This is a genomic window from Pseudomonas syringae group sp. 247E2 (assembly GCF_032587795.1).
GTDB classification, from domain to species: domain Bacteria; phylum Pseudomonadota; class Gammaproteobacteria; order Pseudomonadales; family Pseudomonadaceae; genus Aquipseudomonas; species Aquipseudomonas amygdali.
Window position 1 is genome coordinate 883,694 of the sequence record NZ_JAWHPK010000001.1, and the last position, 22,505, is coordinate 906,198.

At 58.2% G+C, this 22,505-nt stretch carries 25 protein-coding genes; 18 read left to right on the forward strand and 7 right to left on the reverse strand.

Annotated features, from left to right (window positions below; genetic code table 11):
• The first annotated feature begins 17 nt into the window (after nucleotides 1-17).
• The 4 genes from RYC18_RS03990 to RYC18_RS04005 all read left to right on the forward strand — a co-directional run bounded on the left by RYC18_RS03990 (nucleotide 18) and on the right by RYC18_RS04005 (nucleotide 3,960).
• Nucleotides 18-707 (forward strand): response regulator transcription factor, encoded by a 690-nt coding sequence (locus RYC18_RS03990; protein ID WP_002554410.1) that lies wholly within the window; start codon nucleotides 18-20, stop codon nucleotides 705-707.
• An 11-nt stretch (nucleotides 708-718) separates the two neighbouring features.
• A complete protein-coding gene (locus tag RYC18_RS03995; protein ID WP_004657581.1) occupies nucleotides 719-1,954 on the forward strand; it encodes an ATP-binding protein in 1,236 nt (411 codons plus the stop codon).
• Nucleotides 1,955-2,122: 168 nt separating this feature from the next.
• Complete coding sequence (locus tag RYC18_RS04000) at nucleotides 2,123-3,460, forward strand: DEAD/DEAH box helicase (protein WP_002554408.1); 1,338 nt, start codon at nucleotides 2,123-2,125, stop codon at nucleotides 3,458-3,460.
• Between the two features lie 197 nt (nucleotides 3,461-3,657).
• A complete protein-coding gene (locus tag RYC18_RS04005) occupies nucleotides 3,658-3,960 on the forward strand; it encodes a hypothetical protein (RefSeq protein WP_316883430.1) in 303 nt (100 codons plus the stop codon).
• 232 nt (nucleotides 3,961-4,192) lie between these two features.
• On the opposite strand, the gene RYC18_RS04010 is transcribed toward RYC18_RS04005, so the two are convergent.
• The 4 genes from RYC18_RS04010 to RYC18_RS04025 all read right to left on the reverse strand — a co-directional run bounded on the left by RYC18_RS04010 (nucleotide 4,193) and on the right by RYC18_RS04025 (nucleotide 6,867).
• Nucleotides 4,193-5,056: a DUF6279 family lipoprotein gene (locus RYC18_RS04010; protein ID WP_002554406.1), complete on the reverse strand. Its 864-nt coding sequence runs from the start codon at nucleotides 5,054-5,056 to the stop codon at nucleotides 4,193-4,195.
• Between the two features lie 69 nt (nucleotides 5,057-5,125).
• Nucleotides 5,126-5,854 carry a TorF family putative porin gene (locus RYC18_RS04015; protein ID WP_005734007.1) on the reverse strand — a complete coding sequence of 243 codons (729 nt, stop codon included), beginning with the start codon at nucleotides 5,852-5,854 and terminating at the stop codon, nucleotides 5,126-5,128.
• A gap of 144 nt (nucleotides 5,855-5,998) precedes the next feature.
• Nucleotides 5,999-6,511 (reverse strand): hypothetical protein, encoded by a 513-nt coding sequence (locus RYC18_RS04020; protein ID WP_004657591.1) that lies wholly within the window; start codon nucleotides 6,509-6,511, stop codon nucleotides 5,999-6,001.
• Between the two features lie 167 nt (nucleotides 6,512-6,678).
• On the reverse strand, nucleotides 6,679-6,867 hold the full coding sequence (locus tag RYC18_RS04025) for a hypothetical protein (protein WP_002554403.1): 189 nt from the start codon (nucleotides 6,865-6,867) through the stop codon (nucleotides 6,679-6,681).
• A gap of 306 nt (nucleotides 6,868-7,173) precedes the next feature.
• Here RYC18_RS04025 and RYC18_RS04030 point away from each other — a divergent pair, with 306 nt between their 5' ends.
• A complete protein-coding gene (locus RYC18_RS04030; protein ID WP_002554402.1) occupies nucleotides 7,174-8,010 on the forward strand; it encodes a S1 RNA-binding domain-containing protein in 837 nt (278 codons plus the stop codon).
• 38 nt (nucleotides 8,011-8,048) lie between these two features.
• Nucleotides 8,049-8,450: a DUF2177 family protein gene (locus RYC18_RS04035; protein ID WP_002554401.1), complete on the forward strand. Its 402-nt coding sequence runs from the start codon at nucleotides 8,049-8,051 to the stop codon at nucleotides 8,448-8,450.
• Nucleotides 8,451-8,528: 78 nt separating this feature from the next.
• On the opposite strand, the gene RYC18_RS04040 is transcribed toward RYC18_RS04035, so the two are convergent.
• On the reverse strand, nucleotides 8,529-8,909 hold the full coding sequence (locus tag RYC18_RS04040) for a hypothetical protein (protein WP_002554400.1): 381 nt from the start codon (nucleotides 8,907-8,909) through the stop codon (nucleotides 8,529-8,531).
• A 245-nt stretch (nucleotides 8,910-9,154) separates the two neighbouring features.
• Between RYC18_RS04040 and RYC18_RS04045 the strand changes: the two genes are divergently transcribed.
• The 3 genes from RYC18_RS04045 (at nucleotide 9,155) to def (ending at nucleotide 11,127) form a co-directional block, all read left to right on the forward strand.
• Nucleotides 9,155-9,346, forward strand: coding sequence for a CsbD family protein (locus RYC18_RS04045; RefSeq protein ID WP_002554399.1), 192 nt, complete (start codon nucleotides 9,155-9,157; stop codon nucleotides 9,344-9,346).
• A gap of 226 nt (nucleotides 9,347-9,572) precedes the next feature.
• Entirely contained in the window at nucleotides 9,573-10,541 is a 969-nt protein-coding gene (locus RYC18_RS04050) for a YihY/virulence factor BrkB family protein (RefSeq protein WP_002554398.1), read from the forward strand.
• Between the two features lie 46 nt (nucleotides 10,542-10,587).
• A complete protein-coding gene (def, locus tag RYC18_RS04055) occupies nucleotides 10,588-11,127 on the forward strand; it encodes a peptide deformylase (RefSeq protein ID WP_005746272.1) in 540 nt (179 codons plus the stop codon).
• A 24-nt stretch (nucleotides 11,128-11,151) separates the two neighbouring features.
• Here def and RYC18_RS04060 read toward each other — a convergent pair whose 3' ends face one another.
• A complete protein-coding gene (locus tag RYC18_RS04060) occupies nucleotides 11,152-11,562 on the reverse strand; it encodes a GNAT family N-acetyltransferase (protein ID WP_002554396.1) in 411 nt (136 codons plus the stop codon).
• Between the two features lie 121 nt (nucleotides 11,563-11,683).
• Here RYC18_RS04060 and RYC18_RS04065 point away from each other — a divergent pair, with 121 nt between their 5' ends.
• The 8 genes from RYC18_RS04065 to RYC18_RS04100 all read left to right on the forward strand — a co-directional run bounded on the left by RYC18_RS04065 (nucleotide 11,684) and on the right by RYC18_RS04100 (nucleotide 19,211).
• Entirely contained in the window at nucleotides 11,684-12,697 is a 1,014-nt protein-coding gene (locus RYC18_RS04065) for an ABC transporter substrate-binding protein (RefSeq protein WP_005746271.1), read from the forward strand.
• Nucleotides 12,698-12,831: 134 nt separating this feature from the next.
• Nucleotides 12,832-13,332 (forward strand): hypothetical protein, encoded by a 501-nt coding sequence (locus RYC18_RS04070; RefSeq protein WP_005746270.1) that lies wholly within the window; start codon nucleotides 12,832-12,834, stop codon nucleotides 13,330-13,332.
• 28 nt (nucleotides 13,333-13,360) lie between these two features.
• On the forward strand, nucleotides 13,361-13,798 hold the full coding sequence (locus RYC18_RS04075) for a nucleoside deaminase (protein WP_002554393.1): 438 nt from the start codon (nucleotides 13,361-13,363) through the stop codon (nucleotides 13,796-13,798).
• Nucleotides 13,799-14,136: 338 nt separating this feature from the next.
• Nucleotides 14,137-14,958, forward strand: coding sequence for an alpha/beta fold hydrolase (locus RYC18_RS04080; protein WP_057424201.1), 822 nt, complete (start codon nucleotides 14,137-14,139; stop codon nucleotides 14,956-14,958).
• On the forward strand, nucleotides 14,948-16,123 hold the full coding sequence (locus tag RYC18_RS04085) for a PAS domain-containing sensor histidine kinase (protein ID WP_005779559.1): 1,176 nt from the start codon (nucleotides 14,948-14,950) through the stop codon (nucleotides 16,121-16,123). Before RYC18_RS04080 ends, RYC18_RS04085 begins: the two co-directional genes overlap by 11 nt.
• Nucleotides 16,124-16,239: 116 nt before the next feature.
• Nucleotides 16,240-17,424, forward strand: coding sequence for a GAF domain-containing sensor histidine kinase (locus RYC18_RS04090; RefSeq protein WP_005746265.1), 1,185 nt, complete (start codon nucleotides 16,240-16,242; stop codon nucleotides 17,422-17,424).
• A gap of 240 nt (nucleotides 17,425-17,664) precedes the next feature.
• Nucleotides 17,665-17,985, forward strand: coding sequence for a hypothetical protein (locus RYC18_RS04095; RefSeq protein WP_002552537.1), 321 nt, complete (start codon nucleotides 17,665-17,667; stop codon nucleotides 17,983-17,985).
• A gap of 62 nt (nucleotides 17,986-18,047) precedes the next feature.
• Entirely contained in the window at nucleotides 18,048-19,211 is a 1,164-nt protein-coding gene (locus tag RYC18_RS04100; protein ID WP_005746264.1) for a PQQ-dependent sugar dehydrogenase, read from the forward strand.
• A gap of 92 nt (nucleotides 19,212-19,303) precedes the next feature.
• Here RYC18_RS04100 and RYC18_RS04105 read toward each other — a convergent pair whose 3' ends face one another.
• Nucleotides 19,304-19,612, reverse strand: coding sequence for a PepSY domain-containing protein (locus RYC18_RS04105; protein ID WP_004657615.1), 309 nt, complete (start codon nucleotides 19,610-19,612; stop codon nucleotides 19,304-19,306).
• A 300-nt stretch (nucleotides 19,613-19,912) separates the two neighbouring features.
• Between RYC18_RS04105 and RYC18_RS04110 the strand changes: the two genes are divergently transcribed.
• Complete coding sequence (locus RYC18_RS04110) at nucleotides 19,913-22,087, forward strand: TonB-dependent siderophore receptor (protein ID WP_005746263.1); 2,175 nt, start codon at nucleotides 19,913-19,915, stop codon at nucleotides 22,085-22,087.
• Nucleotides 22,088-22,505: the final 418 nt, after the last annotated feature.

The window sequence follows — 22,505 nt, forward strand, 5'->3', positions numbered from 1 at the left end:
CCAATCAAGGGCCTGCCATGACTCGCGTATTGCTTGTCGACGATGATCGGGAACTGACCGAAATGCTCAGCCAGTACTTGACCCGTGAAAGCTTCACTGTGACCTGCACCAACAGTGCGGAGGAAGGGGAGATCGAGGCGCTGTCCGGTCGTCACGACATTGTTGTGCTCGACATCATGATGCCGCGCATGTCCGGGATCGAAGTGCTTCGGCGCATCCGCGCGCAAAGCCAGGTGCCGGTGATTCTGCTGACGGCCCGTGGCGACAATATCGACCGTATTTCCGGGCTGGAGCTGGGTGCTGATGACTACGTGCCCAAGCCCAGTTCACCGGGCGAACTGGTGGCGCGTCTGCGGGCGATCATGCGCCGGGTGAGGGCGGTGCCGGTGGTCGAGACGGTCAGGGAGGTGATTCAGGCCGGTGACCTGACGCTCTGGCCGGGCAAACGTGAAGCACGCTGGCAGGGCGTGACGCTTGAACTGACCGGCAACGAGTTCTGCCTGCTGGAGGAGCTGGCGCGTCATGCCGGGCAACTGGTCAGTAAGCAGAACCTGTCAATGAACGCACTGGGGCGGCCGCTGGCCCGCTATGACCGCAGCATCGATGTGCACATCAGCAGCATTCGCCACAAACTCGGGCCGCGCAACGATAACCAGAGCTGGATACAGAGCGTACGCAATCTGGGCTACCTGTTGATTACGCCATGAGACCGAGCCGGTTGTTCTGGAAGCTTTTTCTGGCGTTCTGGCTGGCGACCAGCCTGACCTTCATGGTCGGTGCGGGCTTGTTCATGCTGTCCCGGTCAGGACCGGGCGACCCCTCGTTCAGCACCGTGTTCGACAACGAAGTGCGCATGCTTCAACAGTCGGGCATTCCCGCAGGGCAGGCGTTGCTCGATGCCTGGCAGCCTGACGGGCAGGACCGGGTCGGGCTGTACGATGAAAAGGGCCGGTTGCTGGCGGGCAAGCCGGTAGATAATCCGCGTTTCGAAATGGCCGTGCACACAAGGGAAGGCACAGTCGTAAACATCAGGGCCACCCAACGGCCCAACCACGAAGATCGGCCTTCCCACCTTAACCCACTGATCACCGGAACCTTCATGAGTGCGCTGTTCAGCTGGTTCCTCAGCGCCTATCTGGTGGCACCGCTGATTAAGTTGCGTGAGGCGATGGGCAAGGTCGCCAGAGGTCGTTTCGACACCAGGGTGAAACCCGACATGGGCGGCCGGCGCGATGAAATCGTCGATCTGGCCGAGGACTGCGACCGTATGGCCAATCAGCTCAAAGTCATGGCCGACTCTCAGCAGCAACTATTGCATGACATTTCCCATGAGCTGCGTTCACCGCTGACCCGCATGAGCGCCGCCATTGGCCTGTTGCGTCAGGCGCCGACGCAACTGGACATGCTCGAGCGGATCGAACGCGAGTCGGAACGGATGGACGCACTCATCGAGGAGCTGCTGACCCTGGCGCGCATGCAGAGCGATGCCGAAAGCCTGGAGCGAGAGACGGTCGATGTCATCAGCCTGCTGGCCGCCATCGTCGAGGATGCCGCGTTCGAGGCTGGCCTGAAACAGTGTCGGGTCAGGCTGCAGGCCCCCGAACCTTTTGTGGCACAGGTCGACAGCGAATTGCTTTACCGGGCATTCGAAAACGTGATCCGCAACGCGGTTCGCCACACGGCGGTGGGCACTGATGTAGTGGTGGTTGCCAATGTTCAGGCGCAGCCGCCGTGCTTGACGGTCAATGTCATTGATCAGGGGCCGGGCGTGGATGACGATTGCCTGCAACGTATTTTTCAGCCCTTTGAGCGTGGCCCCGACAATACCGCGCAAGGCTTCGGTCTGGGCCTGGCCATCGCGCTGCGTGCCGTTGAAATGCACGGTGGCCAGATTGCTGCGCGCAATCGGCCGGGCGGTGGGTTGGTGGTGGATATTGTGCTGCCGGTGTGCTGAGGCGTGCTGGTTGATCACCTTCAGCGGTTCGATTGTGCTGCTTGCGGCGGTGCTTCACCGGGCAATTCATAAACAAAATCGACCTTTGGTGGTAAAGAAACTCGGCCCCGGCGCTCGAAACCGTTACGCTATGCAGCTGTATTTTTGTTTTTCGTCGAGGTAGCACCCGTGTTTTCCGAATTCGCCCTGCACGAACGCCTGCTTAAAGCTGTGGCCGAGCTTAAATTTGTCGAGCCTACGCCTGTGCAGGCGGCCGCCATTCCGCTCGCACTGCAAGGGCGTGACCTGCGGGTGACAGCGCAAACCGGTAGCGGCAAGACCGCGGCATTTGTGCTGCCGATCCTCAACCGCCTGATCGGCCCGGCCAAGGTCCGTGTCGATATCCGTGCGGTAATCCTGCTTCCTACCCGCGAGCTGGCTCAGCAAACCCTCAAGGAAGTCGAGCGCTTCTCGCAGTTCACCTTCGTCAAGGCCGGCCTGATCACCGGTGGCGAGGACTTCAAGGTTCAGGCCGCCATGCTGCGCAAGGTTCCGGACATTCTGATCGGCACGCCGGGGCGTCTGCTGGAGCAGTTGAACGCAGGCAATCTGGACCTCAAGCACGTTGAAGTGCTGGTGCTGGACGAAGCCGACCGCATGCTGGACATGGGCTTCTCTGAAGACGTCGAGCGTCTGGCAGGCGAATGTGCCGGTCGCGAGCAGACCATGCTGTTCTCCGCAACCACCGGTGGTGCCGGCCTGCGTGAAATGATCGGCAAGGTGCTCAAGGATCCGCAGCATCTGCAAGTGAACAGCGTCAGTGAGCTGGCTTCCGGCACACGCCACCAGATCATCACCGCCGACCACAACGTGCACAAAGAGCAGGTGCTGAACTGGCTGCTGGCCAACGAGACCTACCAGAAAGCCATTATCTTCACCAATACCAAGGCTATGGCCGACCGTCTGTATGGCCGTCTGGTGGCGCTGGAATACAAGGCGTTCGTGCTGCACGGCGACAAGGACCAGAAGGACCGCAAGGCGGCCATCGACCGTCTGAAGCAGGGCGGTGCCAAGATCATGGTCGCGACCGATGTGGCGGCTCGCGGTCTTGATGTTGAAGGTCTGGACATGGTGATCAACTTCGACATGCCGCGCAGCGGTGACGATTACGTCCACCGCGTCGGTCGTACCGGCCGTGCGGGTAGCGACGGTCTGGCGATTTCGCTGATCTGTCATGGCGACTGGAACCTGATGTCGAGCGTCGAGCGCTACCTCAAGCAGAGCTTTGAGCGTCGTGTCATCAAGGAAGTCAAAGGCACCTACGGCGGGCCGAAGAAGGTCAAGGCATCGGGCAAGGCTGTAGGCGTGAAGAAGAAAAAGACTGACGCCAAGGGCGACAAGAAAAAGACAGCGGCCAAGGGGCCGACCAAGCGCAAGACGGTCAACCGTCCCAAGTCCGATCTGGTCAGCCAGGACGGCATGGCGCCGCTGAAAAAACGCAGCACCCCGGCCCCGGCTGCCGAGTGATTGCCATGATCGCTCCCGCGCAGGCGGGAGCGGTCAGCTTCTCCTCTGTCTGCCACCTGCGCAGAACAACCCCCCCGTTATACCTTCCAGCAGCTTCTCTGAACCGCGACAAACCCCGCAGGTCACATTTTCTGAGTCGTATGCCTGTGGCTGGATGTCATGGGCGATCAATCCATGCTGGACGGAGGTTTAGAAAAATGACTTACAACTGGGACCTTATCGAGCGTTTATTGCACGAAGTGCAGAACGACGGCGCCAAATCGACAGCCACTGAATTTGAGACGCTGCTTAATCGCGGTTACATCGAACCTCGTCCTGGCGAGGAGGGCGGTGATGGCTCGAGCTACATGCTGACAAAGCGCGGCGCAAGCCTGCTTTCTTTGATCGACAGCAGCATTCCGGGAAATGATCACCCACGGCAGGTACTGAATGAGCAGGCAGGCGACCCGCTTGACCCCGCGCTCTTCGACGCCATCGCTAAAAAGCCACAGATTGCCTGATACCCGAGATGCTCTGCGTGCCGGTTCAAGACCGGACGCAAAGCGTCCAGAGCGGCATGCGACGCGGAGCGGCGCACGATAGTTGTGGTGAGATGGTTATCGTTCCCCACGCTCCCGCGTGGGAATGCCTTGGGTGACGCTCCGCGTCACGATTTTGCTCCGCACCGCACGCGCATGTCTGGGCGCAGGGGGCACGATAGCGGGAGGGCGCGATGGTGGGAGTGCTATCGGATCACTGCTGTGACTTGAGGCAATCCAGGTCAGTGAAGTCCTTGCGCATGTCGGCGATGCGGCTCAGCAGTTTTGCACGCTGTTCCGGTGTGCTCATGGCGGTAACGTCGACAATCAGCGATATCGCTGCCTTCTCGGTCTGGTCATACGCCTTGCGGTACTCGGGCGTCCAGAAGGTCTCACGGTCTTGCAATAGCGCAGCAATACGTTGCGGGAAATCGCTGGCCTGACGTTGTTGCACGGTCGCCAGAAACAGGTTCTGCCAGCGAGTACGGTTTTCAATCCACGCCTTGTTTTGCTCGCCAAGCGAGGCGGACCAGGCCTGAATCCGGTCTTTCTGCGCCTGATTCAGCTTGCCTATCCATGGCGTCAGGCGTTTTTGCATGCGGTCGGCGCGCTCGGCAACCTGGCGTTCCAGTGGTTGCTCAAGGTATTTGTTTTCACGTTTACGCTGATCCTTGGCAAACGACTCCTGCATCTCTTGCACTTGCTTGTCATCAAAGCGTGAGAGCAATTCCACAGCAGACGGGGTAATTTCCTTCGATATTTTCGCTATCGCCTCTTTGGCTTCGCGAGTGCGGGCCTCCAGCCCCTCGTATGTCACCTGGTCGGTTTTGACCATATCCTCAAGCTTGTCCAGCCAGGTCAGATACTCCGGCAACTGGGTACTGCAATGCCAGCTCAAGTGTTGCTTGAGGCGCACATCCAGCCAGCTTTTCTGTTCCGAATTCATGTCCAGGTAGTCGCTGAGCGTCCACGGGATGATGACGTCGAGATTGCGATACGCCAGTCCAACCTGATTGCATCCTGCAAGCAGCGCAACGGTCATCAACAGGGTGATGAGGGCTTTGAATAAAGACTGCATGACAACTCCTTGGCGTACTGACGTGCAGTAGAGGAGTGTAGCGTCTGGCAGTTCAACCGGTTTGAGCCTTTAAAAGAACGAGCGCACCGCTTTGAGCGTAAACGTCCCTTCACAGCGCGCGTTGTGGCCGCTGTAGACACTGCAATCGCCGCCGCTCAGGCTTGAGCCGCTGTAGATGAGGTTCATGTCAATGCCCAGCCAGGGGCGTGACAGGTTAAGCGACCAGTCGTTGAAACCGTTGATCAACCCGCCGTCGGCGGAAGACTGCGGGGTGTCGAACTGATGATTGGCGTATTGCATGCGCACGCCCACACCCAGTTGCTCGATAGCCCCAAGGTCGACAAATACCGTGCTGTCGCGTGTGCCAACATCGTTACTGAATGCTGCGCCGATGCGGCTGTTTCGCATGCGCAGTCCGGCGTAGAACTCGTGACTGTCGATCTGGCTGGTATCGGGGTAGCTGTAACGAATCATCCCCAGTTCATAGCCCAAGGTATTATCGAAGGGTTTCTTGAAGCCCATGTAGGAGTCAAGTTCCATCCCTGAATCGGAAGCAAAACCCATGTTCGGTGCCCATTGGCCGAAGTAGAAGCCGCTCTCGTGGGTCAGGTCCAGTCCGCCATGAAAAGAGCCCGAGCCGCCGCTGGGCGTCACAAGGCCTTGCGCCATGCTGCGCGTGGGCGTAGTTGCCAGTTTCAGGTCGAAGTCGCCCAAATCCCGCTCCAGAACCTGGGCAGAGACAGACTGACAGACAAGCATGGCGCTGAAAGACAGCACATGTAAGCGATGGCTGAGCATGGCTCACTCCTTGATCTGCGAGGAGTGTGGTCAGGGATGGCGTATCAAAAATGGCTCAGGAGCCGACACAAGCCGCGAGCTAGAGCCTCGCAAGGATACCGTTGAAATGGACCGCGGGCGCACCGTTCGTCGATCCGTTGTGTGTCAGTTAGCCGCAGTGGTGCGCGCCGAGGGGATGACCAGGCCGCGAATCACTACCAGCGCCTGTTGAAATGACGGGTAGCCGCTCTTGGCAACGTCCAGTTGGGAGTACTCGGCCTGGTAACGTTCAGCAAGCTTCGGGTCGCTGACGCTCAGCTGTTGCGAGAGCAGGGCGATGGCCAGTGGATGCTTGTGCTTTGCCGCAGTCTGCAGCAGTTCGATAATCTGTTTTTGATCGGCCTGCTGGCGGATCAACAGTACGGCCTGGTAGAACTCGGCTTCGCCCGATGCGTCGTCGAGTGCGGCACGGCGCAGCATGGCTTCGGCCAGCTCGTAGTTTTCGCGGTCGTCTTCGCTGATCAGCAACTTGGCCTGGAGCATGTCGTTCTGATAAAGCAGATGCCCCGCCCGGCATGGGCTGTCGGTGAGCTGACTGTCATTGGGACCGTTTTCGCAGTGGTGCGATGCGCAGCCGCCAAGGTAGACAAGTGCGCCGAAAAGCATCCAGTTCTTCATTCGAGCATTCCACAAAGGAGATAACGTCCAGAGCGTGATCCAGCTCGTGGTCATAGTGATATCAGAGGAGAGAGTAGCAGCGTGACCGGAAGAATATCCAGCGAAGGATCGTCAATCTAGCGCCTTGAGCGTCAAGGCGCATAGAGATCGACAGGCAGGGCGCGGTTTTACTTTTTACCGAGATTGATCTGCTTGGAAGGTGCGAAGGTCTGGCCACTCACGCCTTTGGCAATTTGCTGGATTTCACCGCCGGACTTCAGGAAAGCTGCAATCTGCGCGTTGATCGAATCGCTCGTTTCAACGGCTGGGGCGGGTTTGGCTTTCGAGTGGGATGCTTTGATACGCATGGCTGCCATTTACCTTCATAAACGTAATACGGCCAGCCAGAGTACAGGAAACGCTTGATTATTGCTTGGCAAATATGGCATTCGCCCGAGGTCGGCCGTTTGGCGGAGCTGCCTGGGTTCTGCGCGATTTAAATCTAACATTCTGTTTTAAAAGACAAGTTTATGACTGGTAGCCTTTGTGCTGCCCGAGCGCGTCAAGCCGTTTCGATCGGGGAAACTGACGAGTGGAGGCTATGTCGGCACCTTCTGCCACGCGGCGCGAACCCGGCGGTAAAGTCGGGTAGAATGCCGCCCACGCAATGAGGGTATCTGGAAATGGCTTTAATCGGGCGCTACAACAGCTTGCAAATCGTCAAGCACACGAACTTCGGTCTGTATCTGGACGGTGCGCAGGATGGTGAAATCCTTCTGCCCAATCGGTACATCCCCAAGGATATTCCTACTGAAGATGAAGACTGGCTCAATGTGTTCATCTATCTGGACAGCGAAGACAAGCTGATCGCCACCACTGAAAAACCCAAAGTGCAGGTCGGTGAGTTTGCCAGCCTCAAGGTGGTTGAAGTCAACAGCATCGGCGTGTTCCTCGACTGGGGCCTGCCCAAGGACCTGTTGCTGCCGTACTCCGAAGAGAAGCGTACCTTGCAGGCCGGTGAATACTGCGTGGTTCATGTTTACCTCGATAAGCACACGCGGCGCATTACCGCCACCGCGCGCCTGGATCGCTATCTGGACAAAACCCCGGCCAGTTACAGCGTCGGCCAGGAGGTTGACCTGCTGGTCGCCGAAGCGACCGATATGGGTTTCAAGGCGATTATCAACAACAAGCATTGGGGCTTGATTCACAAGAACGAAGTGTTCAAGTTCATGCGCGCCGGCAAGCAGGAAAAGGGCTACATCAAGGAAATCCGTGCCGACGGCAATATCAGCCTGAGCCTGCAGCCGGTGGGCGCAGAAGCAGCGAGCAGCCTGAATTCGAAAATTCTCTCAAAGCTGCGTGAGAACAACGGTACATTGCCAGTCAGCGACAAAAGCGATCCGCAGGTCATCAGCGGCCTGTTCGGGGTCAGCAAAGGTAACTTCAAGAAAGCTATCGGTGCGTTGTACAAACAGGGGCAGATCGTGATTCACGCTGACCGTATCGACCTGGTCTGATAGATCGCCCGGGCCCGGAATTTCATCAAGGACGTCCCATGAAAAGAATACTCACGGCTTACCTCGGCACGTTACTGGCGTTTCTGATCCTCGACGGGTTGTGGCTGGGCGTCCTCATGGGGCCGACCTACCGTGAATGGCTCGGACCGCTGATGCTTGCCACGCCCGTGGCTGGGCCTGCAATAGCGTTCTATCTGCTCTACGGGGCAGGCGTCGTGGTTTTCGGCGTAATGCCCGCGGTCAGAGAGCAGCGACTGAGCCGTGCGACCTTGTTCAGCGGGCTGCTGGGGCTGGTTGCCTACGGTACTTATGACCTGACCAACTGGGCCACCTTGCAGGGCTGGCCTGCGCAACTGGCGCTGATAGACCTTGCGTGGGGCACGGTGGTGTCGGCATTGGCCGGGACGGCGGGGTATCTGGCGGTGCGTCGGTTTACGTGAAGCGGCAGGCCGGGATGAGGTTGCCGATTGGCAACTTTCATCCCGAGCCGTGCGGGAACGTGACGACTGCTGGTGGAGCTATTTTTGCAAGAAGGCGGCAAAACCCAGGTTGCTGCCCTTGGGGCGCATGTCCTTGAGGAATGAATCCTTGTCGGCGCTCAGCTCCAGGCTGACGGTCGGCTTGCGTTTGTCCGCATTGCGCACTTCAAGGCCTTCCATGTGATCGCGCATGAACACCGTGGTCACTTTCAGGTGCAGCAACTGGTCGGTTTCAGGTGTGTGCAGCAGCAAGTGCAGCCATTCGTACTGACCCACTTGCAGGCGCGGCACAGGCAGGTCGAACCACCAGATGTTTCTTTTTGGGTCCAGCACGGCGAAGTGCGTGTTATTGACGCCGAGCACCGCGCCGCCCAAGTCCTGGTTTCTGCGTGCAATGGCCAGCTTTTTATCGAGTTTCATAACGTTCCTGTGCATCGGTTTGTTCAGCGTGTCGGCCATGCCGGACAACAGTGGCGCGCATTCTCGCACAAACTTCGATGCAAACTCGCCGTCGGCGGCGCTAAAAACGCGCCATTGCACATGGCAGACGAGTGGCATCAGCCGGCCAGAAAATAGTTGAAACTCTTCGCGACAGCCGCAGGTCAACCATTTTGTCGAGTACGACATCCGATTCCAGCGCGGTCTTCAGACCCAGGAGATTCACGATGAGCAGCACCAGCGATAAAGCCAAAGGTATGGCCAACGAAGCCGTTGGTAACGTCAAGCAGGCTGTTGGCAAGGCTACCGACAACACCAAACTGCGGGCTGAAGGCAAGGCGCAAGAGCTGAAAGGCGAAGGCCAGCAAGCCAAAGGTAAAGCCAAGGACGCGATCAAGAAGGGCGTGGACAAGGCTTGAGTCGAGTGGTCCCGGGGCTTTCATTCCGGGATCAGGCAAGACCGATAACGGCCATCCGCAGATGGCCGTTATGCTTTCTGCTCTGCGGGACTGAAACCTTTCACGACCTGTCCAGTCAATGTGCCATCGGTATTCGCATCTCTGCGCCACATACGGGACACTGCATGCATGAAGTACCGGTTTTCAGGATGTGAGGTTTTCCAGTAAGGGAGCGAGAGGAAGCGCCATGATTTTCCCCCATTTGCGTAAATTGAAAGTCAGCAAGGTGCTGGTGAGAACCGTCAACGAGTTTCTCGACGACGAGATGTCCACCTACGCCTCGGCACTGGCTTACCAGATGCTGTTCTCTCTGTTTCCGTTTCTGCTGTTTCTGATCGCATTGATCGGCTTTCTGCACCTGCCGGACTTTTTTTCCTGGTTGCGGCTGCAATCGGAATTCCTCTTGCCGCCCCAGGCGCTCGAGCAGGTCAACCCGGTCATCGACCAGTTGCAACAGTCCAAGGGTGGCCTGCTGTCCATCGGTATCGTGATCGCGCTGTGGACTGCTTCAGCAGGTGTGCGCCTGATGATGAGTGCCATGAACGCTGCCTACGACGTGGTCGAAGGGCGGCCTATCTGGAAGCGCCTCCCGCTGTCGATCCTGTATACCGTAGGCATTGCCGGCATGTTGCTCGCGGCCGCAGCTTTCATGGTGCTGGGGCCGCAAGTGATGAACTGGATTGCAGCCCAGATCGGCATGGAAGACTTCATCGTGACGCTGTGGACCATCCTGCGCTGGCCGGCGATCATCATTCTGCTGATGGTTGCGGTGGCGCTGATCTATTACGTGATGCCTGACGTCAAACAGGAGTTTCGCTTTATTACCCCAGGCTCGGTGCTGGCGGTGGTGGTATGGATCGTTGCTTCACTGGCGTTTGGTTTTTACGTCAAGACCTTTGCCGATTACAACGCGATGTACGGCAGTATCGGCGCGATCATTGTCCTGTTGCTGTACTTCTATATTTCGGCTGCCGTGCTGTTGCTGGGGGCTGAAATGAATGCGGTGATCGAGCATATGTCCGCCGAAGGCAAGGACGCAGGCGAGAAGGAAGCCGGTGACGGGCTGGGCGAGGAAAGCAGCGAAACAGGCAAACAGCACGTTTCCGGCCTGGGCCGCGATCACTCGGTGCCACTGCAGAAGGCTGACGAAACCTGATCGCGTTCTGTGGCAAGATTGCTTTTTAGGCAAGGAACACGCAGCCATGATCCGTAGCATCCTGAAAATGGGCGATGAGCGCCTGTTGCGCATCGCCCCTCCGGTGCCCGCAGACATGTTCGGCAGCAGCAAACTCAACACGCTGATTGCCGATATGTTCGAGACCATGCACAGCGTGGGCGGTGTGGGCCTTGCCGCACCGCAGATCGGCATTGATCTGCAACTGGTCATTTTCGGTTTCGAGCGCAGCGAGCGCTATCCCCAGGCCGAGGCGGTCCCGCAGACGATCCTGCTTAACCCACTGATTACCCCATTGAGCCCGAGCCTGGAAGAGGGTTGGGAAGGGTGCCTGTCGGTGCCCGGGTTACGGGGTATGGTGAATCGTTACCAGAGCATTCGCTATGAAGGTTTTGACCCTGAAGGCCAGCCTGTCGAGCGTGTTGCCCATGGGTTTCATGCGCGGGTCGTGCAGCATGAATGCGACCACCTGATTGGTCGTCTCTACCCGTCGCGCATTACCGATTTCAGCAAGTTCGGCTTCATGGACGTAATGTTCCCGGACATGGACCCCAATGCCGATGAGTGATCACCCGACGGCTCTGCAAAACCGTCAGGCTTCCCGACAGAGCGCAATCAGCGGTTTGCTGCGGCTGTAGCGCATGAATTTCTCGCCGAGGGTGTGTGGTAGACGTTGTGCTGTCTCAAACCCGGCGAGCTGGTAAAACCCCAGCAAATCAGGATGGCAGAACAGCCACACCGGCCCGGCCAGCGGTTGCAGCGCGGCATCGATCAAGCTTCGCGCCACTGTCTTCCCGCGCATGGGGGGCGCTACGAACAGCCCGGTCAGCCAATGTCCCTCAGCGACGGGCGTCAGGCACAAGGCACCGATGATTTCTGCCTGCTTCGCCACCCACGCCTGCCCCTTGCTGGCCGCACGCATCGATGACTGGTGCTCGCGGTAAAACTTGCCCAACAGCGGGCGGCACGCATCGGGTAACGGGTAAAAGCGGATTTCAGACATCGCGGACAGGCTCGGTACGTGGGCTGCGCATCATACAGAGGCTAAAGCCGTCACAACTAATCGCCAACGGCTGCTGTCGATAGTTTCAGACCCGTTTTTTTTCGCGCCATTTGAGGTGAGCATGAAATCGATAACACGACTGTTGGGCTGTTCACTTCTGGCGCTGGGGCTGCTTGGGCAGACAGCAGGGGCGGCTGAAAAAAACGCGCCTATCCAGTTCGGTGCGCTTACCTGGGAAAGTGGCAGCCTGATCACCGAGGTGCTGCGTACCCTTGTCGAGAAAGGCTATGGCTACCGTACTGATACCTTGCCCGGCAGCACCGTCAGCCTGGAAACCGCGCTGGCGAAAAACGACATTCAGGTGATCGCTGAAGAGTGGACCGGACGCAGCCCGGTGTGGGTCAAGGCTGAAGCTGACGGCAAGGTGCTCGGCCTGGGCAACATCGTCAAAGGCGCGACCGAAGGCTGGTGGGTGCCTGAGTACGTGATCAAGGGCGATGCCGCCAAAGGTATCAAACCTGTAGCGCCCGATTTGAAGTCTGTTGCTGACCTGGCGCGTTACAAGGACGTTTTCAAAGACCCTGAATCGCCCGACAAGGGCCGTTTTCTGAACAGCCCGAGCGGTTGGACTTCGGAGATCGTCAACACCCAGAAGCTCAAGGCTTATGGCTTGACAGACAGCTTCGTCAACTTTCGCACCGGCTCGGGCGCGGCGCTGGACGCCGAAGTCGCATCGGCCATCCGCCGTGGCAAACCAGTGCTGTTCTATTACTGGTCACCCACACCCCTGCTGGGCAAGTACAAGCTGATCAAGCTGGAAGAGCCCGCTTTCGATGCAGAAGCCTGGAAAACCCTGACCGACGCCAGTAATCCCAACCCGCGTGGCACCTCTTCGCTGGCGGCGACGCTGTCTATTGGTGTGTCGGCAGAATTCAGCAAGCAATACCCTGAGCTGGTGAGTGTTTTCAAAAACGTCGATTTCCCGATTGATCTGCTCAACCGGACATTGGGTGAAATGAGTGACAAACATGAGGACCCCGGCGTGGCCTCCGCCAGGTTCCTCAAGCAGCACCCCGAGGTCTGGAAAGCCTGGTTACCAGCCGATGTTGCCGCCAAAGTCAGTCACAGTCTGTGACTGTTGCGCTGCAAGGATCATGGAAGGGGCATAGCTGATAACGTCATCAATGGCCGGTATACGACGTGTCGGGTGGTAAAGCCCTGCCGAGCTGTTAAGTTCAAGACTCAGTCAATTCATGCTCAGGAGGAGCCATGGCTGATTACATCCAGGGCTCGCGAGGTGCGTGGCAGACCTGTCTGGCACTCATGGCCTGCCTGTGCCTGGACGCGATGCACCCGGTCAATGCTGAAGAAGCGGATGACATGGCGCTGGCGTTGGTGGAACAGCGAAATCTGGGCGAAGGTCTGGCGTGGCTGGGTTATCAGGTCGCCTCGCGCACAGCGACGTTTGCCGGTATCGTGCAAGCAATTGGCAAGACCGAAGCTCAGGAACTGGTGCAAAAAGAGTTGCAGCGCCTGAAACCTGAGTATCAATCGCAATGGGACCGCAATCTGGCAGCGGCCTATGCCCATTCATTTACGGCCGAGGAATTGCGTTCGCTCAATCAGGGCGAGGACTCGCCTTCCCTGGTGAGCAGATTCAGAGCCAGAAACACCCAGGTCAGTGCCGACATGAAAGCCCGGTCCTCGGAGCTGCTGGGACAATTCGTAAGTCGTGCGCTGGGCAACGCTCAGGCAGCACTGCAACGCTGACATCCATTCGATGATATGAGGCAAAACCATGGACGCATTCATGCAGGCTGCAATCGATGAGGCACAACTAGGGCTGAAGGAAGGTGGAATCCCCATCGGCTCGGTCATTGTTCACGAGGGCAAGATCATTGGTCGGGGGCATAACCGCCGTGTGCAAGAGGGCAGTGCAACCAGGCACGGCGAAATGGATGCCCTCGAAAACGCCGGTCGCCAACCGGCCCGCGTGTACCGTGACGCGGTGCTCTATACCACGCTGTCTCCTTGTGCGATGTGCAGCGGGGCGATCCTGCTCTACGGCATTCGCAAGGTGATCGTCGGCGAGAACCAGTCGTTCATGGGCGAGGAAGAATTGCTACGCTCGCGTGGCGTGCAGATCGAGGTGCTTGATAACCAGGAGTGCAAGCACATGATGCAGGGCTTCATCGCCAGCAAGCCTGAGTTGTGGAACGAAGATATCGGCGAGTAAGGGGGGTGAAACCTCCAGGTCATGAGTCCGAGAACGGGCTCGGACCAGCGCAATTGCCACAATAGTCATCGCGATACTTGCCTGCCGTGCCAATGCTCTGCGTTGGCATGCCTTTGGTGAGATTCTGCGTCACACATCCTCAGCCTGGCGAGGCAGCGTGCATAACCGACGCTCAGGCCTCAATGGCCCGACCCTGATCATCGATCAATAATCTTCTTCCGCTCCGGACTTAAAGTGCTGTTTGTGCCACTAGTGTGCCTTTAACGGTGATAATCTCCTCTCATCATCATTACGGTATACACAACAGGCCGGTTGCCTGGTTATTTTCGGAGCCCGATATGTCGGTCCAACAGCGCAATAACGTCAATATCGTGGGCGACGGACCGGCCACTCTGATTTTTGCTCATGGATTCGGCTGTGATCAGCACATGTGGCGCTTCATGGCTCCGCACTTCGCCGAACGCTTCAAGGTTATTCTGTTCGACCTGGTAGGCAGCGGAGATTCCGACGTGTCGGCCTGGTACCCGCACAAATATGCGTCACTCAAGGGCTATGCAAGCGACTTACTGGAACTGGTCGACGAGTTCGCCGGAGACGGGCCGATTGTGCATGTCGGTCACTCGGTCAGTTGCATGATTGCGGTGCTTGCTGAACTGCAGTCGCCCGGCCGGTTCGACGGCCATATCATGGTGGGTCCATCGCCCCATTACCTCAACGACGGTGATTACGTCGGCGGCTTCACTCGCGCTGATATCGACTCGTTGCTTGAGACGCTGGAAAGCAATTACCTGGGCTGGTCCAGCACCATGGCGCCGACACTCATGGGCGCCTCTGACCGGCCTGAACTGGGTGAAGAGCTTGCCAGCAGCTTCTGTCGTACCAATGCCGAGATTGCCAGGCAGTTTGCCCGCGTAACCTTTCTTTCCGACCATCGTGCCGATGTCGCGAAACTCAAAAGCAAGACGCTGATCATACAAAGCAGTGACGATCTGGTGGTGCCGGTGCAGGTTGGCGAGTACCTGCACCGTGTCATTGCCGACAGCACCCTGCACATGATCGACAATGTTGGGCATTACCCGCACATGAGCGCGCCGCAGGAATGCATAACCGCCATGAATCAGTTTCTGGCGTCTTACGAGAGCGCTGCACATGACGGTTGAACAGGTGAGTCTGCCAGTCCCAGAAGACCTGTACGAACATGCGGCCTGCGGTCTGTTGGTTACCTTGCCCAATGGCACCATTGAGCGTGCCAATCTGACGTTCTGCCGCTGGCTGGGCCTTGAGCGTGAAACTGTTCTGGGTCGCCGCTTTCAAGACCTGCTGAGTCTGGCAGGCAAAGTCTTCCTGCAAACCCACTGGGCGCCGCTGTTACAGACCCAAGGGTCGATTGCCGAGGTCAAGGTTGAATTGATCCATGCCGATGGCCGCGCCATTCCCATGATGCTCAATGCCGTACGCCGCGAGCATCCGACCGGGGTTTTGCATGAAGTGGCGGTGTTCATGGCCGAGGAGCGCAACAAGTACGAACGTGAACTGCTTGCTGCGCGCAAGATCGCCGAAGAGCTGTTGCAGCAACAGATGACTGTTCAGACAGAACTTACCTCGGCACGCAATCGCCTGCGTCTGGCTCACGCCGAGGCTGAAATACGGGCCATTTTTGCCGAGCAGATGATTGGCATCGTCAGCCACGACCTGCGTAACCCGCTGGCGGCAATCAAGATGGCGGCCGGGCTGCTGGAGCGCACGCAACTCGAGTCGCGACAAGAACGAATCCTCGGGCACATCCACCACTCCACTGATCGGGCCGACCGCATGATTGTGGATCTGCTGGATTTTACTCATGCCCGCGTCGGCAGCGGTATTGCCGTGGTCCCTCAGGCTATCGATCTGCACGCGGTTGTTGCTCGAGGCGTCGAAGAGCTGCGCCAGGTTTTCCCGCACAGGGTGCTGACGCATCGCAGCGAAGGACAGGGTGCGTGCTTGGCGGATCCGGATCGTCTCCTGCAAATGCTCGGCAATCTGGTGAGCAACGCCATCAACTATGGCACGGACGGCAGCGAGGTTTTGATCACGTCGTCCTTCGATACCTGGCTGATCAAGCTGTCGGTGCACAACGTCGGCGAACCGATACCGATGGAGAAGGTGGACGACCTGTACGAACCCGTCGTACGGGTGGTCAGTGACAGTGACGAAACCCGCACAGTCGGGCTTGGCCTGTTCATTGTTCGTGAGATCGTTCGAGCCCATCTGGGTGAGGTGACGGTTCGCTCGTCGGTTGAGGAGGGTACAACGTTCACCGTGGCCTTCCCGCGTCCTCCTGCATGAGTGAACGTGCGGCCAGGTTTTTTTCGGTCAACGTGGCGTATTCACGGGTGCACAATGATCGTTACAGACCTAAACTAAACGCTGCGCTATTACCTCAAGGCTGATACAGGTTCTCCATGCGGCAATCCATTTCAAATGATGTAGCCAAGATAAGCCGGATCAGCGCGGTTCCGGCCATCCTGCAAGTCATCACCGAATCAACCGGCCTGGGCTTTGCCGCCGTGGCGCGTGTCACCGAAAGTACCTGGATGGCCTGCGCGGTTCTGGACAAGCTGGATTTTGGTTTGAAACCCGGCGGCGAGCTGGAACTCAGCAGCACAATCTGCCACGAGATTCGCAGCTCCCAGAAGGCTGTGGTGATTGATCATGTCGCTGAGGATCCGCTGTTTTGTGAGCACCATACGCCGCGGTTATACAACTTCCAGAGTTACATATCGGTGCCGATCTTCCTCTCCAATGGCACCTTTTTCGGCACTATCTGTGCGCTGGACCCCAAACCCGCCAAGCTGACGGGTACCCCCATCGAGTCGATGATGGCGTCTTTTGCGCGTCTTCTGGCACTGCAGATCGAGGCCGAGGAAAACCTGCAGCAAGTGCGTGAAGACCTTCTGGCCGAGCGTGAGGTGGCAGAGCTGCGCGAGCAGTTCATCGCCGTTCTGGGGCACGACCTGCGCAACCCTTTGTTTGCGATCAATGCCAGTGCCGAATTGCTGCTGCGTCGGCCACTGGATGAAAAGGCCCTGCAAGTCGTGCAACACATCCTGACGTCTGGCAAACGCGCCTCGCAACTGGTCGACGACGTGCTCGACTTTGCCCGTGGCCGCATGGGACATGGTATTCCGCTGAGCATGCACGATGCACACGGGCTGGATGAAACGCTTGAGCATGTTGTGTCAGAGATACGCCGCGTTCACCCGTCCCGGCTGATCAAGTCGGATATAAAGATGCTGGAGCGTATTCGCTGCGACCACGAGCGGATCGCACAATTGCTGTCCAATCTGGTGTCCAACGCGATCAGTCACGGCGATCCCCAAAGCCCGGTCGAGGTGACAGCGGGCGTGCGCGGTGATCTGTTTCTACTCAGCGTTACCAATCAGGGCGAGCCGATACCCGAGTCCGTTCGTTCGCAGTTGTTCCTCCCTTACTCACGGCCAATCACCGACGCGCCGCAAGCCGGGCTAGGCCTGGGGCTCTATATCGCCAGCGAGATAGCCGTGGCGCATGGCGGTACGCTTGAAGTGTGCTCGACACAAGAGCAGGGCACTGTCTTCACGTTCAGGATGCCTTTGAAGTCGGCGTAGATACGCCCGCAAACCACGATGTGTGATCTGTGCGTGGCGCTTCCTTGCCCTGCGCCAGGGCCAAGCCTGCGTGGCGTCGCGCATGGCTGAAGGTATGCGCTTTGACCATCCTTGTTACAAACTCTCACACCGCTATGCTTGCTCATCGACACTGTCGGGTCGAACCTGAGGCCTGGGCTGCCGTCAAAGGCCTGAGTCTTCACGGTTACCCCGCAGTTTCACCTTTGTCAAGAGGTAGTGATGAACAGTTTTTTGCGCAATCTTGTAGGGGGCGTGCTGGTTGCGTCATGTGGCATCGGTGCTGTTCAGGCGCAGACACTGCCAAACAGCACACTCAACAACGGCGCCAGCAGCAACCCCTATAACAGCCCGATCAAGCGCTCCAACCCCAACAGCCGTCAGGGCACCGAGTCAATCACGCCCCGCGCGCCCGGCTCCAATATTGCGCCGCCTGTGCGCAGGCCTACGCTGGAGAACGGCGGTATCGGCAACGGCTACCCCACGCGCCAGAATGCTCCGCGTCCCTCTACGCCGACAACCGACCCCAGCCGCGCCAACTGAATCTTCAACCAAGCGAGCCCGTTTCACCGCGGGACGTCGACTCAATGCATAAGGAAACGCTCATGCTTAGAAAAACCCTGATCGCCACTTGGTGTGCTGCTGCCATTCTGAGCCTGCCGCTGACGGCAAGCGCCGCCCCGGAAACCTACAAAAGCGAACAAGGCACCGTCACGGTCACCCCGGTTGCCGAAGGTCTGGATCACCCATGGGCACTGGCATTTCTGCCTGACAAGCAGGGCATTCTGGTGACGGAGCGCTCCGGCAACCTGCGTATCGTGTCGGCGGACGGCAAATTATCCGAGCCGCTTTCCGGTGTGCCGCAAGTCTGGGCAAGAAAGCAGGGTGGTCTGCTCGACGTTGTGCTTTCCCCGGACTTCGCCAAGGACCGCATGGTCTATCTGACCTACTCCGAAGGCAGTGGCAAAACCGCTGCCGAGGGAGATACTGCGGGTACTGCGGCAGGGCGTGGTCGTCTGTCCAAAGACATGACCCGTTTGGAAGACTTCGAGGTTATCTTCCGCCAGGAACCGAAACTCTCGGTGGGCAACCACTTCGGCGCGCGGATGGTATTCGATCGCGACGGTTATCTGTTTATCGCGCTGGGCGAAAACAATGATCGTCCTACTGCGCAAGACCTGGACAAGCTGCAAGGCAAGATCGTACGTATCTACCCGGATGGTAGTGTGCCGAAAGACAACCCTTTTGTCGGGCAGAAAAACGTCCGGCCCGAGATCTGGTCCTACGGCCATCGCAACCAGCAGGGCGCAGCGCTCAACCCGTGGACCGGTACGTTGTGGACCAACGAGCATGGGCCCAAGGGCGGCGATGAATTGAACATCATCGAGCGTGGCCAGAATTACGGCTGGCCGATTGCGACCCACGGTATCAATTATTCGGGCGAGCCGATTCCGGAAGCCAAAGGCAAGTTTGTCGAAGGCACAAAAGTACCGTTTCAGGTCTGGGAAGTGTCACCGGGCATCAGCGGTATGGCGTTCTATGACCACAGCCTGTTCAAGGCGTGGGATCACAATCTGTTCATCGGCGCGCTGGCCACTGAGGAATTGATCAGGCTGCAATTTGATGGCGACAAGATCGTTCATGAAGAACGGCTGTTGAAAGGCATGAAACAGCGGATACGCGATGTGCGTCAGGGGCCTGACGGTTACTTGTATTTGTTGACGGATGAAGACAAGGGGAAGTTACTGAAAGTCGGGTTGGCTCAGTAATAGCCTGTTAAACCTTTGAAAAAGAAAACTCCCACAATGTAGTGGGAGTTTTCTTATTGTTTCTCGGTGCGATAACTGTTGGGGCAGTCGGATCAGTTATCCTTTGCGTCACGTACTACTTCGCCCGTCTTGGCATCGACGTCGTAGTTCCATTCCACACCCTTGGCGTCTTTCAGTTCGATCTTATAGACCAGGCGGCCGTCGCGTTCTTTTTCCAGCTCGGTATCGTGGACCGTGAAGCCTGTGTGCTTGGCAACGGCCTGCTTGTTGAACTGTTCAAAGTCACCCAATGCCTGAGACTTGTAAAGGCGGATCACTTCATCGGGACCAACGTCGGCCTGGGCGGCACCTGCAACAGCAGTGAGGGCAACAGCGGCGAAGACGGCAGGCATAAGTTTCATAGGGTATTCCTTTCTGATTGATCTGTTTCAATGGATTCGTGACACGCTGATTGGTTCAGCGGTTTTGTTGAATTCAGATTAGCCACACTTACTTAATTCACGCTTAATTATTCCGGTGCGCAACGTTTTTTACGGTGGTCTCTTTCCTTGGCACGTAAGTAAAGTTTTCCCGCGTCATTCGTTTACCGGCAGACCGTCACGTAAAGGTTGAAAAAAACCGGCAGTGAACGTAAAAGGTTGGCCCCCTGCCGGAAGGTGCATCGCGTCTGTCCAGGCACCTGTCCTTGCGGAGTCTGATCGATGAGTACGCCCTACCGACCTGCCATGCGTCATGCCTGGCGATTGTTACCGTTGGGCATGGCTGTTGCCTCGCCGCTAATGGCTGCGGATCCGCTCACTCTGGACGCGGTCAACGTGACCGGGTTCAGCGAACAGGAAGGTGCCAGCGACTATAAAGCTGGTCGGGCGTCGATTTACGGGTTTGATCAGGCTTCGCTGCTGGACACGCCTGCCTCGGTTTCAGTGTTCAGCGAAGCGCTGATCAAGGACCGTCAGGCAAAACTGCTGAGTGACGTGCTGCGCAACGATGCCTCGGTCGGCGACGGCTATGCGCCGGTAGGCTATTACGAAAACTTTGTGGTGCGCGGCTTCTCGTTGAACGCGGCCAACAGTTATCGCATCAACGGCCGCAGCATTGCCGGCGAGCAGAACGTGGCGCTGGAGAACAAGCAGCAGGTCGAGTTGCTCAAGGGGCTGTCCGGCTTGCAGAGCGGCGTTTCAGAGCCCGGTGGTGTCATCAACTACCAGACCAAGCGCGCGCAGGATGTCCGCTCGGTAACGGTCTCTACCAACGAACACGGCGAGCGCTACCTCGCGACCGATGTCGGCGGCTGGTTCGGCAGCGAACAGCAGTTCGGGCTGCGCGCCAACCTGGCCCATGAAGACATTCGCTCGTACGTCGAGCACGCCGATGGCCAGCGTGATTTCGCCTCGCTGGCCTTCGACTGGAACATCAGCGAGCGCGCCTTGCTGCAACTCGACATCGAGTATCAGAGCAAAGAGCAGCGCTCGGTGCCCGGTTATCAATTGCTCGGCGGCACGGTGCTGCCTCACGACGCCTCGCCACGCAAGCTGCTGGGCTATCAACACTGGTCCAACCCGGTGGGCATCGACTCGCTGAACATGAACGGGCGTTTCGAATACCGGTTCAACGACAGCTGGAAGGGCAGCCTGAGTGCGTCGCGCAGTCGCGTGGTCATTGATGACTACAGCGCCTTCGCGTGGGGCTGTTACGGCTCGGCCAGCTGCGCAGCCGAAGCGGTACCCAACCACTTCAGCGCCGAGGGTGGCTACGACATCTACGACTTCCGCAGCCCGGACGACACGCGCCGTAACGACGAGGTCGAAGCGGCAATGTCCGGTACGTTCAATACCGGATCACTGGGGCACGAGCTGACCTTCGGCACCAGCGCCTACCGCCGCACCGTGGACACGCGCGGGACCTTCAATGAATTCGTCGGCTCAGGCACGATCAACGAGTCGCCTGAATCGGTGGCACCGTCGCCTTTGACACTGCCACATACCGAGCGCCGTCTGGACAGCCGCCAGTACGGGCTGTTTATCACCGACCGGATCAGTTTCAACGAGCACTGGCAGACCGTGCTGGGCGGGCGACAAGTGCGGCTCGACGAGCAGGCGTTTACCGAAGACGGCAGCGACGCAAGACACACCGAGCGTTACGTGTTCCTGCCGCAGGCGGCATTGATCTACAAACCGGTGGACAACGTTTCGCTCTACACCAGCTACAGCAAAGGCCTCTCGCTGGGCGGGACAGCTGCCTGGTTTACTACCAACGCCAGTGAAATTCTTGCGCCCACCGTGTCTCGACAACTGGAAGCGGGTATCAAGTATGACTGGCAGCGTATGAGCCTGACGGCCGCAGTGTTTCAAGCCCGTCAGGCTTACCAGTATTCCAGGCCCAACGATGACGGCACGTTTACCTATGTGCAGCAAGGCGAGCAGAAAAACACCGGGCTTGAACTGGGCGCGAGTGGCTGGGTGACCGACCGCCTGCAGATATCCGCCAGTGCGGCGGCCATCCGGGCGCGAGTCGAGGGCAGCGGCACCGACGCCTACGACGATCACCAGGCCCTCAATGTGCCCAAATACCGTGGCACCCTGCAAGCTGACTATAGCCTGCCGGTGACCGGGCTCGCCTTACTCGGCGGGATGCAGTATAGCGCCAGCAAGTACGCTGACCGTGAAGGCTCCGTGCAGGTCAATGGCTACACACTGTTCAATATCGGCAGCCGTTACAGCACCCGAATCAGCGGCTACGACACTGTCCTGCGCCTGACCGTCGACAACCTTTTCGACAAACGCTACTGGCGTGATGCCGGGGAGTATCTGGGTGACGACTACCTATTCATGGGCGCACCCAGAACGGCGAGATTGTCGGCCACTGTCAACTTTTAGTGACGGGCTCTACTGCACGGAGCGTTGGCACGATCGTCGGGATTCTCGTTCCACACGCTCCAGCGTGGGAGTGCAGTTCTCGACGCTCTGCGTCGTCAAGAGGACGCGGAGCGTCCGGAACGGCATGCGACGCGGAGCGCCGCACGATAGTTGAAGTGATCGTTCCTCACGCTCCAGCGTGGGAGTGCAGTTGACGACGCTCTGCGTCGTCAAGAGGACGCGGAGCGTCCAGAAACGGCATGCGACGCGGAGCGTCGCACGATAGTTGAAGTGATCGTTCCACACGCTCCCGCGTGGGAGTGCAGTTCACGACGCTCTGCGTCGTCAAGAGGACGCGGAGCGTCCAGAAACGGCATGCGACGCGGAGCGTCGCACGATAATTGAAGTGATCGTTCCTCACGCTCCAGCGTGGGAGTGC